10 protein-coding genes are annotated in these 13,000 nt (G+C 74.6%); 5 read left to right on the forward strand and 5 right to left on the reverse strand.

What is annotated here, in order from left to right:
• The first annotated feature begins 20 nt into the window (after positions 1 to 20).
• Both ACH495_RS26505 and ACH495_RS26510 read left to right on the forward strand, forming a co-directional pair.
• Complete coding sequence (locus tag ACH495_RS26505) at positions 21 to 1,436, forward strand: hypothetical protein (protein ID WP_396860416.1); 1,416 nt, start codon at positions 21 to 23, stop codon at positions 1,434 to 1,436.
• Positions 1,437 to 1,693: 257 nt separating this feature from the next.
• Positions 1,694 to 2,827, forward strand: coding sequence for a SigB/SigF/SigG family RNA polymerase sigma factor (locus tag ACH495_RS26510; RefSeq protein WP_396860417.1), 1,134 nt, complete (start codon positions 1,694 to 1,696; stop codon positions 2,825 to 2,827).
• Positions 2,828 to 2,907: 80 nt separating this feature from the next.
• Here the strand turns inward: ACH495_RS26510 and ctaD are convergent, their stop codons facing one another.
• From ctaD to ACH495_RS26535, 5 genes are all read right to left on the reverse strand, one after another.
• Positions 2,908 to 4,911: a cytochrome c oxidase subunit I gene (gene ctaD, locus ACH495_RS26515; protein ID WP_396860418.1), complete on the reverse strand. Its 2,004-nt coding sequence runs from the start codon at positions 4,909 to 4,911 to the stop codon at positions 2,908 to 2,910.
• Positions 4,912 to 4,999: 88 nt separating this feature from the next.
• Positions 5,000 to 5,731 (reverse strand): ATP-binding protein, encoded by a 732-nt coding sequence (locus ACH495_RS26520; protein ID WP_396860419.1) that lies wholly within the window; start codon positions 5,729 to 5,731, stop codon positions 5,000 to 5,002.
• 261 nt (positions 5,732 to 5,992) lie between these two features.
• Entirely contained in the window at positions 5,993 to 6,445 is a 453-nt protein-coding gene (locus tag ACH495_RS26525; protein WP_396860486.1) for a DUF4383 domain-containing protein, read from the reverse strand.
• Between the two features lie 271 nt (positions 6,446 to 6,716).
• Positions 6,717 to 7,871, reverse strand: a complete 1,155-nt coding sequence (locus tag ACH495_RS26530) for a glycosyltransferase (protein ID WP_396860420.1) — start codon at positions 7,869 to 7,871, stop codon at positions 6,717 to 6,719.
• A 28-nt stretch (positions 7,872 to 7,899) separates the two neighbouring features.
• A complete protein-coding gene (locus ACH495_RS26535; protein WP_396860487.1) occupies positions 7,900 to 8,880 on the reverse strand; it encodes a glucosyl-3-phosphoglycerate synthase in 981 nt (326 codons plus the stop codon).
• Between the two features lie 220 nt (positions 8,881 to 9,100).
• Here ACH495_RS26535 and ACH495_RS26540 point away from each other — a divergent pair, with 220 nt between their 5' ends.
• Genes ACH495_RS26540 through ACH495_RS26550 form a run of 3 tightly spaced genes read left to right on the forward strand, consistent with a single transcriptional unit; the run spans position 9,101 to position 12,993 of the window.
• Positions 9,101 to 10,114, forward strand: a complete 1,014-nt coding sequence (locus tag ACH495_RS26540; RefSeq protein WP_396860421.1) for a Gfo/Idh/MocA family protein — start codon at positions 9,101 to 9,103, stop codon at positions 10,112 to 10,114.
• Positions 10,107 to 11,195, forward strand: coding sequence for a zinc-binding dehydrogenase (locus ACH495_RS26545; RefSeq protein ID WP_396860422.1), 1,089 nt, complete (start codon positions 10,107 to 10,109; stop codon positions 11,193 to 11,195). Before ACH495_RS26540 ends, ACH495_RS26545 begins: the two co-directional genes overlap by 8 nt.
• Before the next feature lie 52 nt (positions 11,196 to 11,247).
• Positions 11,248 to 12,993: an ABC transporter ATP-binding protein gene (locus tag ACH495_RS26550; protein ID WP_396860423.1), complete on the forward strand. Its 1,746-nt coding sequence runs from the start codon at positions 11,248 to 11,250 to the stop codon at positions 12,991 to 12,993.
• Positions 12,994 to 13,000 lie beyond the last annotated feature (7 nt).

Raw genomic sequence — 13,000 nt, forward strand, 5'->3', positions numbered from 1 at the left:
GGGACGGGAAGCCGGGCCGCGTGGTGAGCGAACGAGTCGAGCGAGGACGGGCGGCCGGGACCGCGCTGCCCGGTGACCGGGTGGTCGCGGCGGGCAGCGCGGCCCGGATCCTGGTCGCCGCGACGGCCCGGGCGCTGCGCGGCGACGACTGCGGCGACCTCGGTCACCCCGGCTCGCTGTCCCGGCTGGCCGGGGCGCCGGAGCCGGTACGCCGCGTCGCCGCCGGCCGGGCGGCCGGCCGAGCGGCGCTCACCGCCGCCCAGGTCGCCCGCGTCGACGCCGAGCGGGTGGCCGGCTGGTTCGTCGCCCAGTATCCGGACCGGCGCTGGCCCGGGGCGGTGCTCGGCTCGCCGCACGGCGCGGCGGCCCACCTCGCGGTGGCGCTCGGCATGCCCTGGCTGCCCGCCGGCTTCGAACTCGCCGGGCAGTGGGGTCGGGGCGCGGTGGACCGCCCGGACGCCGCGCTCGACCACGGCGCCGCGCTGGCCGGCCGGCTGCTCGCCGGCAACCCCCGGCTGCACGTACGGCAGGTGCACTGCCCGGCCAGCCGGGGCGTGGCGGCCGGCGCCACGGTGACGCTCGCGGCGCGGTGGCGCGCGCTGCCCGAGGCGTACGCACGGTTCCTGGCCGACCGGCTGGAGCCGGCGGCGCCGGTGCTGCTGCTGCACGACGCGCGTACGTGGCCGGTGCGGGACGACGGCGGCGGGCACAGCTTCCAGGCCGGCTGCCCGGCCAGCGGCCTCGACCCGGTCGACTTCCACCCGGACGCCCCGGCGCTGCGCCACGTGCTGCGCGCCGCCGGCGGTGACGAGACGCGCTGGCGCGCCCCCGAGGCCACGGTGTCGGCGGCGTTCGCCGAACACGGCGTGGAGTCCGGTTTCGAGCACGGCGCCCGGACGTGGGGCGACACGCGCGGTCACCCGCTGCACCGGGTGGTCGTGCCGCAGCCGGACGCGTTGAGCGCGGCCACCGCGGACCTCTACCGACGCTGGTTGCGCCGGGCCGGCAAGACCGGGGACCGGCTGGTGGTGGAGTGCGGCCGGCTGCTCGACCCGGGGCAGGTGCTGCGCGCCGGCCTGGTGCCCTACTGGTGCGAGAACGCCACCCGGCGTCGCGTCCAGGGCGCCGAGTGGTGGCTCGCCGGCAGTGAGCCGTTCAGCTCGGTGGACGTGCTGCCGGAACCGCCCGGACTGCGCTCGCCGGCGCTCGCCGGCCTGTCCCAGTGGCTGGCGGTGGCTGGCTTCGGGCGCCGGCGGCGGGCCCTGGACCGGGGCGCGGCCCGCGGCTACCCGGTCACCTCGGTGCCGACCCGACGTGCCACGGAGGTGTTGCGCAACCAGCCCTGCGACCTGCCCGCGCCGCCGCCGCTGCGGATGGCGGAGGCCCTCGCCGCGCTCCGGGACGCCGGCGCCTACCAGGGCCTGCTGGTCTGCTAACCGGCGGGCACCAACGCCGGCGGGCCCGGCCCGGCCGGCCAACCTGGCGAAACATCCTCGCGACCCGACGGTCCGTGATTGAGTACCTACGGAGCGGGAAGACCGCTCGCCGCAACCCGGCTCACGACGCCGCGCGGCGGGCAGCCACCGCTTCCGACGTATCCGTCACGTAACCAACTTCCTCACCCGGAGCGTGGCCCGACCACGCGCGCAACCGGTTCCGGCCGGGCGGGGGATCTTCGGCGAGGGAGGCGCGGATGTTCGGACAGACCACCACACCCACCCCACCGACCACCGACCGGGGTCTGGAGGACCTCGACGCGGCGGCGCTCGCGTACGCGGCCCGGATCGAGGGGCTGCCACCCGAGCGGCGGCAGGAGGCACGGGACGACCTGGTCCGCTTCGCGTTGCCGTTCGCCGGCCGGCTGGCCCGCCGGTACCGGGGTCGCGGGGAGCCGTTGGAGGACCTGGAACAGGTCGCCCGCCTCGGCCTGGTCAACGCCGTCGACCGGTACGACCCGGAGCGCGGCTCGTTCACCGCGTACGCGGCGATCACCATCGTCGGTGAGATCAAACGGCACTTCCGTGACCGCACCTGGGGCGTGCACGTGCCGCGCCGGCTGCGTGACCTGATCCTCGAGGTGGGGCAGGCGACCGCGACGCTGACCAGCGAGTTGTCCCGGGCCCCGTCGGTAGCCGAGCTGGCCGCGCGGCTGGAGACGCCGGAGGAGGAGATCCTCGCCGCGCTGGAGTCGGCCGCCGGCTACAGCCCGGCCTCGCTCAACGCGCCGGTGGGCGGCGAGAGCTCGGCCGAGTTCGGTGACCTGGTGGGCGAGTCCGACAACGCGTTGGAGTCGGTCGACGACCGGGTCACGGTCAGCGGCCTGCTGCACCGGCTGCCCTGGCGGGAGCGGCGGATCCTGGCCATGCGCTTCTACGGCAACCAGACCCAGGCGGAGATCGCGGCCCGGTTCGGCATCTCCCAGATGCACGTGTCCCGGCTGCTGTCCCGGGCGCTGACCTGGCTGCGCCAGGCGATGCTCGCCGACGCCCCGGCGCCCTGGCAGAACGGCACGGCCGAGGCGGAGCCGGCCCGGTCCCGGATCTCGGTCCGGCACAACGGCGACCGGGTGGTCGTCGAGGTCGGCGGCGAGGTCGACCGGGCCGGCGCGGACCAGTTGCGCCGGGCAATGCTGGAGGCGGTCACCGGGCAACCCCGGGAGGTGGTGGTCGACCTGGTGGGCGCGGGCGGTTTCGACGCCGGTGGGATCGCCGCGCTGATGGCCGGTCGGGACGCCGCCGCGCGGACCGGTGTGCCGCTGCGGCTGACCCGGGTGCAGCCCGCGGTGCGCCGCTCGCTCACCGCCGCCGGTCTGCCCGCCGCCGACTGAGCAACGCCGGCCGGCGCTGTACGCAGACGTTAAAAGGGGCCCCCGCCTATGCAGAATGCGTTAAGCGGGGGCCCCGCCTTTCAGTTCTCCGGGGTGTCGCCGTGGCCGCGCGGGTGCCGCCACCTGTCGTTCGGCTGGTCCTCGCGCTGCGCGCCGAGGATCGTCTCCTCCGGCTCGTCGGTCTCCTCGAAGCTGGGTCGGCGCACGTCCTCGGGTTCCGGCACGTCCACCGGCCGGGCGCCGGACTGCGGCGCGGGCTGGTACTCGACGGCCTCGCGGGCGCCGTGCGCGCCCTCGGCGGCCGGCGACTCCTTCGGGTACCGCACGTGGTGGAACTCCTCGGCCAGGCTCTGCGGCGGCTTGGTGGTGCGCTGCGGCAGGTCGCGGCCGAGGTTGGAGACGAGCGGGCCGTACTTGGCGTCGAAGGCCGGCCGCTCGGAGCGGATCCGCGGCATCCGGTCGAAGTTGCGCAGCGGCGGCGGGCAGGTGGTGGCCCACTCCAGGGAGTTGCCGAACCCCCAGGGGTCGTCCACGGTGACCATCGCACCGTACCGCCAGGACTTCCAGACGTTGTAGATGAAGAACAGCGTGGACGCGCCGAGCACGAACGACCCGATGCTGGAGATCTCGTTCAGCCCGGTGAAGCCGTCGCTGGGCAGGTAGTCGGCGTACCGGCGGGGCATGCCCTCGGCACCGAGCCAGTGCTGCACCAGGAACGTGGCGTGGAAGCCGATGAACATGGTCCAGAAGTGCATCTTGCCCAGCCGCTCGTCGAGCAGCCGGCCGGTCATCTTCGGGAACCAGAAGTAGATGCCGCCGAACGCGGCGAACACGATGGTGCCGAAGAGCACGTAGTGGAAATGCGCCACCACGAAGTACGAGTCGGTCACGTGGAAGTCGACCGGCGGGCTGGCCAGCAGCACGCCGGTCAGGCCGCCGAGCAGGAACGTGACCAGGAAGCCGATGGCGAACAGCATCGGCGTCTCGAACGTGAGCTGCCCCTTCCACATGGTGCCGAGCCAGTTGAAGAACTTCACCCCGGTCGGCACCGCGATCAGGTAGCTCAGGATGCTGAAGAACGGCAGCAGCACCTGGCCGGTGGCGAACATGTGGTGCGCCCAGACCGCCATCGACAGCACCGTGATGGCCAGCGTGGCGAGCACCAGACCGGTGTAGCCGAAGATCGGCTTGCGGGCGAAGACCGGGATGATCTCGGTGATGATGCCGAAGAACGGCAACGCGATGATGTAGACCTCGGGATGCCCGAAGAACCAGAACAGGTGCTGCCACAGCATCGGGCCGCCGGTGGTCGGGTCGTAGACGTGCGAGTGCAGGATCCGGTCCGCGGCGAGCGCGAGCAACGCGGCGGCCAGCAGCGGGAACACGAAGATCACCAGGACGCTGGTGAGCAGCAGGTTCCAGGTGAAGATCGGCATCCGGAAGAGCGTCATGCCGGGTGCGCGCAGGGTCAGGATCGTCGTGATCATGTTGACCGCGCCGAGGATGGTGCCCAGACCGGAGATGACCAGCCCGACCACCCACATGTTCGCCCCGACGCCGGGGGAGTGCTGCGCGGTGCTCAGCGGCGTGTACGCGGTCCAGCCGAAGTCCGCCGAGCCCTGCGGCGTGAAGAACCCGCCCACCGTGATGGCCGCGCCGAAGAAGTAGAGCCAGTACGCGAACGCGTTCAGCCGGGGGAACGCCACGTCCGGCGCGCCGATCTGCAACGGCACCAGGTAGTTGCCGAACCCGAACACCATCGGCGTCGCGAACAGCAGCAGCATGATCGTGCCGTGCATGGTGAACATCTGGTTGTACTGCTCGGGGGAGAGGAACTGCATCCCCGGCCGGGCCAGCTCGGCCCGGATCAGCATCGCCATGAAGCCGCCGATGATGAAGTACGCGAACGACGTGGCCAGGTAGAGCAGGCCGATCAGCTTGGCGTCGGTGCTCCGCAACAACCGCCACAGCGAGTTGCCCTTCACCGCCTCCCGGACCGGGCCGGGATACCCTCCGAACCGGGCCGGCGCGAGGATCGCGGGCCCCCGGTCGTGTGCCGGATCCGTGACTACCCGCTTGGGCATGGCATCTCACCCCGTGTGACGACAGACAGGACAGGCGCGCGTACCCGTCCCCTCTGCCCATGTAACCAGGCGAGAGCGGAGAATTCGGTCAGTTCGCCGGGAGCATGGCCCAGACGACCTTGCCGGCGCCGACCGGCGTGCTGCCCCAGCGCTGGGTCAGCTCCCGCACCAGCATCAGCCCCCGGCCACCCTCCGCGCGGGGATCACGGCCGGTCGCGGCGTACGCCTCCGCCGGGCTGCCGTCCATCACCGCCACCCGCAGGTACGGCCGACGCAGCGTCAGCGTGACGTGCATGGGCGTGCCGGCGTGCCGGACCACGTTGCCCACCAGCTCACTGAGCACCAGCGAGGCCGGACCGGCCAGCTCCGGCACGTTCCACCTGCCACACGCCTCGGTGACCAGCTCCCGCGCCCGCCGGCAGGCCCCGGCGACCGGTTCCAGCCGGGCCCGCAGCCGGGGTGACGCCGCGCTGCCGGCCAGCGCCGTCGCCTCCGCGCAGTCCCGGCGTACCGGCACCACCCGGCAGGCGGTCGTCTCGCTCAGCCAGGCGGCGGTCTCCCGGGGCGGGGCGGAGAGCACCATCGGCACCGCCGGCCAGTCGGCCGCCCGCCGGGCCGCGGCGGCGAACACGGAGAGCGCCAGCGGCTCGGTGACGTCGATCTCCTCGAGGTCGACCACGAGGGCGTCCGGCTGCGCGGCCAGGCACCGGTCCAGCACCTCGTGCACCGCACGCATCGTGCCCAGGTCGAGCGCGCCGGCCAACCGTACGACGGTGACCGGTGACTCGTCGCGGACCTCGCACCTGATCCGGGTCGACATCGGGCCCTCGTTTCCAACTCGTCGGGAGGCTATCGACCTACCCGCCCCCCGAGCCACCGAAACCGACCATCCGGCGCGTCCCGTCGCAGGTCACGTGGTGGCGCGACCCGGCCCGCGCCGAACGCCCCGGGTCGGCCCGTCAGCCCGGCCGCTGACCTGCGGCCTTCCCGCTTCGCGTAGATCTTGGTACGAACCGGCCCTTCCAGGGGGGCCGTTCCGCACCAAGATCTCTCGCCTCGGGGGCCGGGACGGGCGCGGGGGTCAGCGGCGGTGGTCGCGGCGGCCGGCGAGCAGACCCAGCGCCAGCATGGCGGCGCCCAGCAGCAGGTGCAGCCAGGTGTCGGCGCGGTTCACCGCCAGCACGTTCGCCTCGGTACGCCGGTCGACGGCCAGGCCGTACAGCCAGAGCACCAGGTAGACCGCGCCGCCGCCGAGCAGGAACGCGCGGGCGCCGGCCACGGTGCGGGCCAGCAGCAGGCCGGCGACGCCGAGCGCCAGGTGGACGACGTTGTGCAGCACCGATACCTGGAACACGCCGAACAGCCGGGCGCCGGACGCCGGTCCGGCGAACCGCAGGTCGGCGAAGGAACTGGTGATCCCGGGCACGAAGCCCAGCACACCGAGCAGCAGCAGGAGCACCGCGAAACCCGAGGCGGCCCGGCGCACCGGCGCCCGGCCGTCGGCCGGGTTGCGACGCGCCCGGGAGTGCGCCATCGAGTTCGTCACGCCGGCCTCCTCGCCACCGCGGGAGCCGCCGGTTTCCCCGGCCCACCGGCGGCAAACGCCGGCCGGCCCATGTCGGCGACACGCGGGCCACCCGCGACGAACGCCGGCCCATGTCGGCCCACGCTGGCGACGAACGCCGGGCCACGTCGGCCCTCCGGCGACGAACATCGGCCCACGCTGGCGACGAACGCCGGGTCACCCGTGACGCACGCCGGCCCGGCCGCGGGAGGGGCGGCCGGGCCGGCGTTGGTGCCGTCGATCAGGCGGGTTGCAACGGCCGCGCGGCGCCCTGGCGGACCCGGTCGTAGAGCTCGACGTAACGCTCGGCCATCCGGGCCGGGGTGAACCGGTCGGCCGCCTCGCGCCGGCACTCGTCGGTGTCCAACCGGCCGGCGGCGAGCACCAGGTCGCCCAGCTCCTCCTCGTCGGTGGTGAGCAGGCCGGTGCGGCCGTGCGCGATCAGCTCCGGCAGGCAGCCCCGGGCGGTGGCCACCACCGGCGTGCCCAGCGACAACGACTCGACCACCGCCGTGCCGCCCGGCTCCTCCCAGCGCAGCGGGAACAACGACGCGCGCGCCGAGGCGACCAGGCCGTCGCGCTCCTGCCCGGCCACCGTGCCCACCCAGCGCACCAGGTCGCCGTCGACGTACGGGGCGACGTGGTCGTGGAAGAACCGCACGTCCGGGTTCTGCCGGGCCTCGTCGCCGGCCGCGGCCAGGTCCTCCGGCCGGTGGTACGGGCCGACCGGGCCGGCCAGCACCAGCGGGAAGCCGACCTCCCGGGCCAGCCGGGCGCCCAGGTCCTGCCCCTTGCCCGGGTTGATCCGGCCGAGGATCACCACGTGGTCACCCTTCGGGGCCGCCGGGCGGCGGTCCGCGTCGACCGCCAGCGGGGTGGACAGGTGCACGTGGCCGACCGAGTGCTCCCGCAGCGCGCGCGGAGCACGGGCGAGCTGCGAGGCGGACACCCCGTTGACCCGCACCCGGTCGCCGCCGTCGAGGTTGCCGTACAGCTCCGGGTGCTTGGCCAGGTCCCAGTGCAGCGTGTGCAGCACTGGCGGCGCGTCCGGGCCCATCGCGGCCAGGGTGGCCAGCCCGACCGCCTCCACGTGGTCGTGCACCAGGTCGATGTCGTCGCGGGCGTGCAGCGCCCGCACCACGTGCGCCAGGTGCGCCTGGGACACGCCGCAGACCTGGTTGTAGGGACGCTGCAACGCGTGGAACTGCCCGTCCGGGAAGACCGCGATCCGCTCGTCGACCGGCAGCGTGCTGCTCTCCACCGAGGCGAGCACCACCCGTACGCCGAGCCGGCGCAGCTCCGGCACCAGCGTGGCCACCACGTTCTCGATCCCGCCGTAACCGGGCGGCGGCACGGACAGCCACGGCCCGGCGTTCATCAGCACGGTGAGCGTCATGCGCTGCCTCTTCTCTCGGTGGTGGGGGTCACGCGGCGACCCGGCGGCGCGGGACGCGGTGACGCAGGTGGGCCAGCGGCGGGCGTTCCTCGACCGAGACGTCGTTGACCACGATCTCCCGGTCGAGGTTGGGCAGCGCCTCCGAGCCACCCCGGCGGAACTGGGTCAGCAGCGGGGTCGGCATCGTCCCGGGCGCCGCCCAGCCGCGTCGCTGCAGCCGGGACCAGGCGGTCAGCATGATCTGCGCCGACATCCGGCCCAGCGCGGCGGTGTCCTGGTGCCGGTGCTTGCGCTCGCCCAGGTCTACCTGCGCGAGCGCGTCCAGCCCGACCAGCTCCAGCAGGTCGATGAGCATCGCCGTCTCGACGCCGTACCCGGTCACGAACGGCACCCGCTCCAGCACCGTCCGGCGGCCCGCGTACTCGCCGGCCAACGGCTGCACGAAGCCGGCCAGCTCCGGCCAGAACAGGTTGAGCAGCGGCCGGGCCATCAGCTCCGTCACCCGGCCGCCGCCGTCGGGCTCGACGCCTGTCGCGCCGACCAGCGGCCGGTGGTAGAAGCCCTTGACGAACTCCACGCTCGCGTCGGTGAGCAGCGGCCCGAGCAGCCCGGTGACGAAGTGCGGCCGGAACTCGCGCAGGTCGGCGTCGACGAACGCGACCACGTCCCCCTCGGCCGCGGCCAGCCCGGCCCACAGCGCGTCCCCCTTGCCGGTCAGCCGCGGCAGCCCGCGCGTCATCGCGTCCTGGCCGACCACCTCGGCGCCGGCCGCGCGGGCGACCTGGGCGGTCCGGTCGGTGGACCGGGAGTCCACCACGATCAGCTCGTCGACCAACGGCACGCGGTCCATCAGGTGTTCCCGGATGGTCGACACGATCGCGCCGACCGTGGCCTCCTCGTTGCGCGCCGGCAGCACCACGCTGACCCGGCTGGTTCCCTTGGCCCGCACCAGCCGGTCGGCCGGCCAGTCGTCGGCCGCACTGGTCCGGTACGTGGCCCACGCCTCCACCACCGGTGAGACGATCGAATCTGATTCCCGCACGGGCACCCCCCATTAGTTGCGGAATCGCAAGTATGTGTTTCCCAGTTCCGAACCCGCGCTAACCGATCCTGCCCAACGGTGTGATCACGGGGATGAACGTCACGTTGCGCGCGAGGTCGCGTTTGCCGCGTCACCGGCGGGGGGAGTGCTGTCCGCAGTCTTTCAGTCACGTCGAGAGGGCGGCAGGATGCGGGTAGGACTGGTCGGGGCCGGCGGGGTGGCGCAACGCCACGCCCGCGTGCTCACGGGCTTCGAGGACGTGGAACTACTCGGCGTGACGGACGTCGCACCGGAGGCGGCCGAGGCGCTCGCCGGCACGTACGGCGGGCGGGTCTTCGCCGATGTCGACGAGCTGCTCGCCGCCGGCCCGGACGCGGTGTACGTCTGCGTGCCGCCGTTCGCGCACGGCCCGGCCGAGGAGGCGGTGATCGCCGCCGGCGTGCCGATGTTCGTGGAGAAGCCGGTCGCGGTCGACCTGGAGACGGCCGAGCGGGTCGCCGCGCTGGTGGAGCAGCGCGGGCTGCGCACCGGCGTCGGCCACCACTGGCGCTACCTGCGCGTGGTCGAGGAGGCCCGGCGGCTGCTCGCCGACCGTCCGGTGCGGATGGTCAACGGGGCCTGGCTGGACAAGGTGCCGCCGGTGGCCTGGTGGGCGCGGCGGGACCGGTCCGGCGGCCCGGTGGTGGAGCAGGCCGCGCACGTGCTCGACCTGATCCGGCTGCTGGTCGGCGAGGTCACCGAGGTGACCGCGTACGGCGACGGCACCCCGCCGCCGGTCGACGGCGCCGACATCGACTCGGTGACCGCGGCCACGCTGCGGTTCGACTCCGGTGCGGTCGGCACGCTCGCCGCGGCCTGCGTGCTCACCTGGAAGCACCGGGCCGGCCTGGAGATCCTCGCCGACGGGCTGGCCCTGTCACTGGCCGAGGACGGCCTGACGATCCGGGACGCCGACGGCGAGCGGCACCTGCCCGCCGACCCGGACGACGCGCGGGTCGCCGTCGACCGGGCGTTCGTCGACGCGGTCCGCGGCGTCGGCGACGACGTGCGCGTCCCGTACGCCGAGGCGCTGCGCACCCAGCGGCTGGCGCTCGCGGTGGCCGAGTCGGCGCGTACCGGCCGGCCGGTGGCGCTGCCGACCGGCCCGGCGGCCCGGCCCGCCGCCCCGGTGGCCGACGCGGGGGTGACAGTCGATGCGTGACCGGGTGGTGGTGGTCAGCGGCCCCGGTCGGGTCGAGCTGGTCGAGCAGGACGCGCCCGAGCTGCGCGACGGCACGTTCCGGGTGGAGACGCTCTTCAGCGGCGTCTCCGCCGGCACCGAGCTGAGCTACGTCAAGGGCACCAACCCGTACCTGCACGTCACCTGGGACGCCGGCCTCGGGCTGTTCCAGCCGGGCGAGGCGAGCACGCCCTACCCGGTGACCCGGCTCGGCTACATGCAGGTCGGGCGCGTGGTGGAGAGCCGGACCCCGGCGATCGCGGTGGGCACGGTCGGCGCGATGACGTACGGCCACCGCAGCGGCTGGGTGGCCGACCCGGTCGCCGAGCGGTTCGTGCCGCTGCCCGACGACCTCGACCCGCTGCTCGGCGTCTACGTGGCGCACATGGGACCGATCTGCGCCAACGGGCTGCTGCACGCCGCCGCCGACCTGTGCGGCACCGACGTCCGGACGCTCGGCGACGGGGTCCGCGGCCGCCGGGTGGCGGTGGTCGGCAGCGGCGTGGTCGCGCTGCTCACTGCGCTGTTCGCCCGCCGCCACGGCGCCGCCTCGGTGGTCGTGGTGGACCCCACCCCGGCCCGCCGGCAGGTGGCCGAGGCGCTCGGCCTGGAGACGCTCGACCCGGAGGCGGACGACCCGGCCACGGTGCTCAAGACCCGCTGGAACCACGCCGCCGGGGACCGCGGCGCGGACGTGGTCTTCCAGTGCCGCGGCCAGGACTGGGCGTTGCAGCTCGCGCTGCGGCTGCTGCGGCCCCAGGGCACGGTCATCGACCTGGCTTTCTACCAGGGCGGTGCGGACGCGGTCCGGCTCGGCGAGGAGTTCCACCACAACGGGCTGTCGCTGCGCTGCGCGCAGATCGGTCGGGTGCCGCGCGGGCTGGCCCCGACCTGGGACCGGGAGCGGCTCTCCGCGGAGACGATCGAGCTGCTGCGCCAGTACGGCGACCAGATCCGCAAGCACCTCGTCTCCGCCGTGGTGCCGCTGGACGAGGCGCCGGCGCTGCTCACCGACCTGGCCGAGCGTCGCCGCTCGGAGTTGCAGGTGGTGCTGACCGGCTGACCGGGGGACGCCGCCCGGCCGACCCGGTGCGGCACCCGGCTACCGTTCGGTCATGACCGCCGAAGCCGGCCCGACGCCGGGGCTCGCCGCTCTGCTGCCCTACCTGCGCGCCCACCGCGGCACCCTGGCCGCGGTGGGCGCGTTGTCGCTCACCGGGGCCGCCGCCGCGCTCGCCCAACCGCTGCTCACCCGTTCCGTGCTGGACCGGATCACCGCCGACCGCCCGGCCACCACGCTGGTGGTGACGCTGGTCGCGCTGGTGGTGGCCGGCGCGCTGCTCGGCGGGCTCCGCGACTACCTGCTGCAACGCACCGCCGAAGGGCTCGTGCTGGGCGTCCGGCGGCGGCTCGCCGGCCACCTGCTGCGCCTGCCGATCGTCGAGTACGACCGGCGCCGCACCGGCGACCTGCTGTCCCGGGTGGGCGCCGACACCACGTTGCTGCGGGCGGTGGTCACGTCCGGCCTCTTCGAGACCGTCACGGGGGCGGTGATGGTGGTCGGGGCCGGCACCGCCATGCTGCTGCTGGACCCGCTGCTGTTCGGGGTGACGCTGGCGTCGGTCGCGGTCGGCGTGGGCTTCGCCGTCACCGTCGCCCGCCGGGTACGCGGGCTGGCCCGCCGCGCCCAGGAACGGGTCGGCGAGATGACCTCCGCCGTCGAGCGGGCCATCTCCGCGGCCCGGACCATCCGGGCCAGCCGCGCCGAGGAGCGGGAGACCGGCACCGTGGTGGCGAGCGCGACCGCGGCGTACGACGCCGGGCTGCGGGTGGCCCGCGCCCAGGCGGTGGTGGGGCCGGCCAGCACGGTCACCGTGCAGGGCGCGTTCCTGCTGGTGCTGGCCGTGGGCGGGGCGCGGGTGGCGGCCGGGGCGATCAGCGTCGGCGACCTGGTCGCGTTCGTGATGTTCCTGTTCTTCCTGGTGCTGCCGCTGGGCCAGGCGGTGCACGCGTACACCCAGTTGCAGAGCGGGCTGGGCGCGCTGGCCCGGATCGAGGAGGTCCTCACCGTGCCGGACGAGGGCGCCGGTGACCGTCCCGGCCCGGTGGCCGCGCCGCCCGCCGGCGCCCCGGCACGGGTGGAGTTCGACCGGGTCGGCTTCGGCTATCCCGGTGGCCCGCCGGTGCTGCACGAGGTGAGCTTCACGGTGCCGGCCGGCACCCGGACCGCCCTGGTGGGTCCGTCCGGCGCCGGCAAGTCCACCCTGCTGGCGCTCGTCGAACGCTTCTACGAGGCGGGCGAGGGCGCGGTGCGCCTGGACGGCGTGGACGTGCGGGAGCTGCCCCGGGACGCGCTGCGCGGCCGGCTCGGCTACGTCGAGCAGGAGGCGCCGGTGCTCGCCGGCACGCTGCGGGACAACCTGCTGATCACCGCGCCCGAGGCCACCGACGACCGGCTGCGGGCGGTGCTCGACGAGGTCAACCTGGGGCACCTGGCCGACCGGACCGCCGACGGGCTGGACGTGCAGGTGGGGGAGGGTGGTGTGCTGCTCTCCGGCGGGGAGCGACAGCGGCTGGCCATCGCCCGGGCGCTGCTGGCCGGGCCGCCGGTGCTGCTGCTCGACGAGCCGACCAGCAACCTCGACGCCCGCAACGAGGCGGCGTTGCGGCGGGCGATCGACGCGGTGGCGGTGCGCCGCACCCTGCTGATCGTGGCGCACCGGCTCTCCACGGTGGTGGACGCCGACCAGATCGTGGTGCTCGACGGCGGTCGGGTGGTGGCGGTCGGCACCCACGACGAGCTGACCACCACCAGTCCGCTCTACCGGGAGCTGGCCGCCCACCAACTGCTCGTGGCCTGATTCGCCC

It is taken from the genome of Micromonospora sp. NPDC018662, from assembly GCF_044391475.1.
In the GTDB taxonomy this organism is placed as follows: domain Bacteria; phylum Actinomycetota; class Actinomycetes; order Mycobacteriales; family Micromonosporaceae; genus Micromonospora.

Coding starts and splice junctions, on each gene's coding strand:
- ACH495_RS26510 (WP_396860417.1), top strand. CDS start 1,694: ATGTTCGGACAGACCACCACACCCACCCCACCGACCACCGACCGGGGT.
- ctaD (WP_396860418.1), bottom strand. CDS start 4,911: ATGCCCAAGCGGGTAGTCACGGATCCGGCACACGACCGGGGGCCCGCG.
- ACH495_RS26520 (WP_396860419.1), bottom strand. CDS start 5,731: ATGTCGACCCGGATCAGGTGCGAGGTCCGCGACGAGTCACCGGTCACC.
- ACH495_RS26525 (WP_396860486.1), bottom strand. CDS start 6,445: ATGGCGCACTCCCGGGCGCGTCGCAACCCGGCCGACGGCCGGGCGCCG.
- ACH495_RS26530 (WP_396860420.1), bottom strand. CDS start 7,871: ATGACGCTCACCGTGCTGATGAACGCCGGGCCGTGGCTGTCCGTGCCG.
- ACH495_RS26540 (WP_396860421.1), top strand. CDS start 9,101: ATGCGGGTAGGACTGGTCGGGGCCGGCGGGGTGGCGCAACGCCACGCC.
- ACH495_RS26545 (WP_396860422.1), top strand. CDS start 10,107: ATGCGTGACCGGGTGGTGGTGGTCAGCGGCCCCGGTCGGGTCGAGCTG.
- ACH495_RS26550 (WP_396860423.1), top strand. CDS start 11,248: ATGACCGCCGAAGCCGGCCCGACGCCGGGGCTCGCCGCTCTGCTGCCC.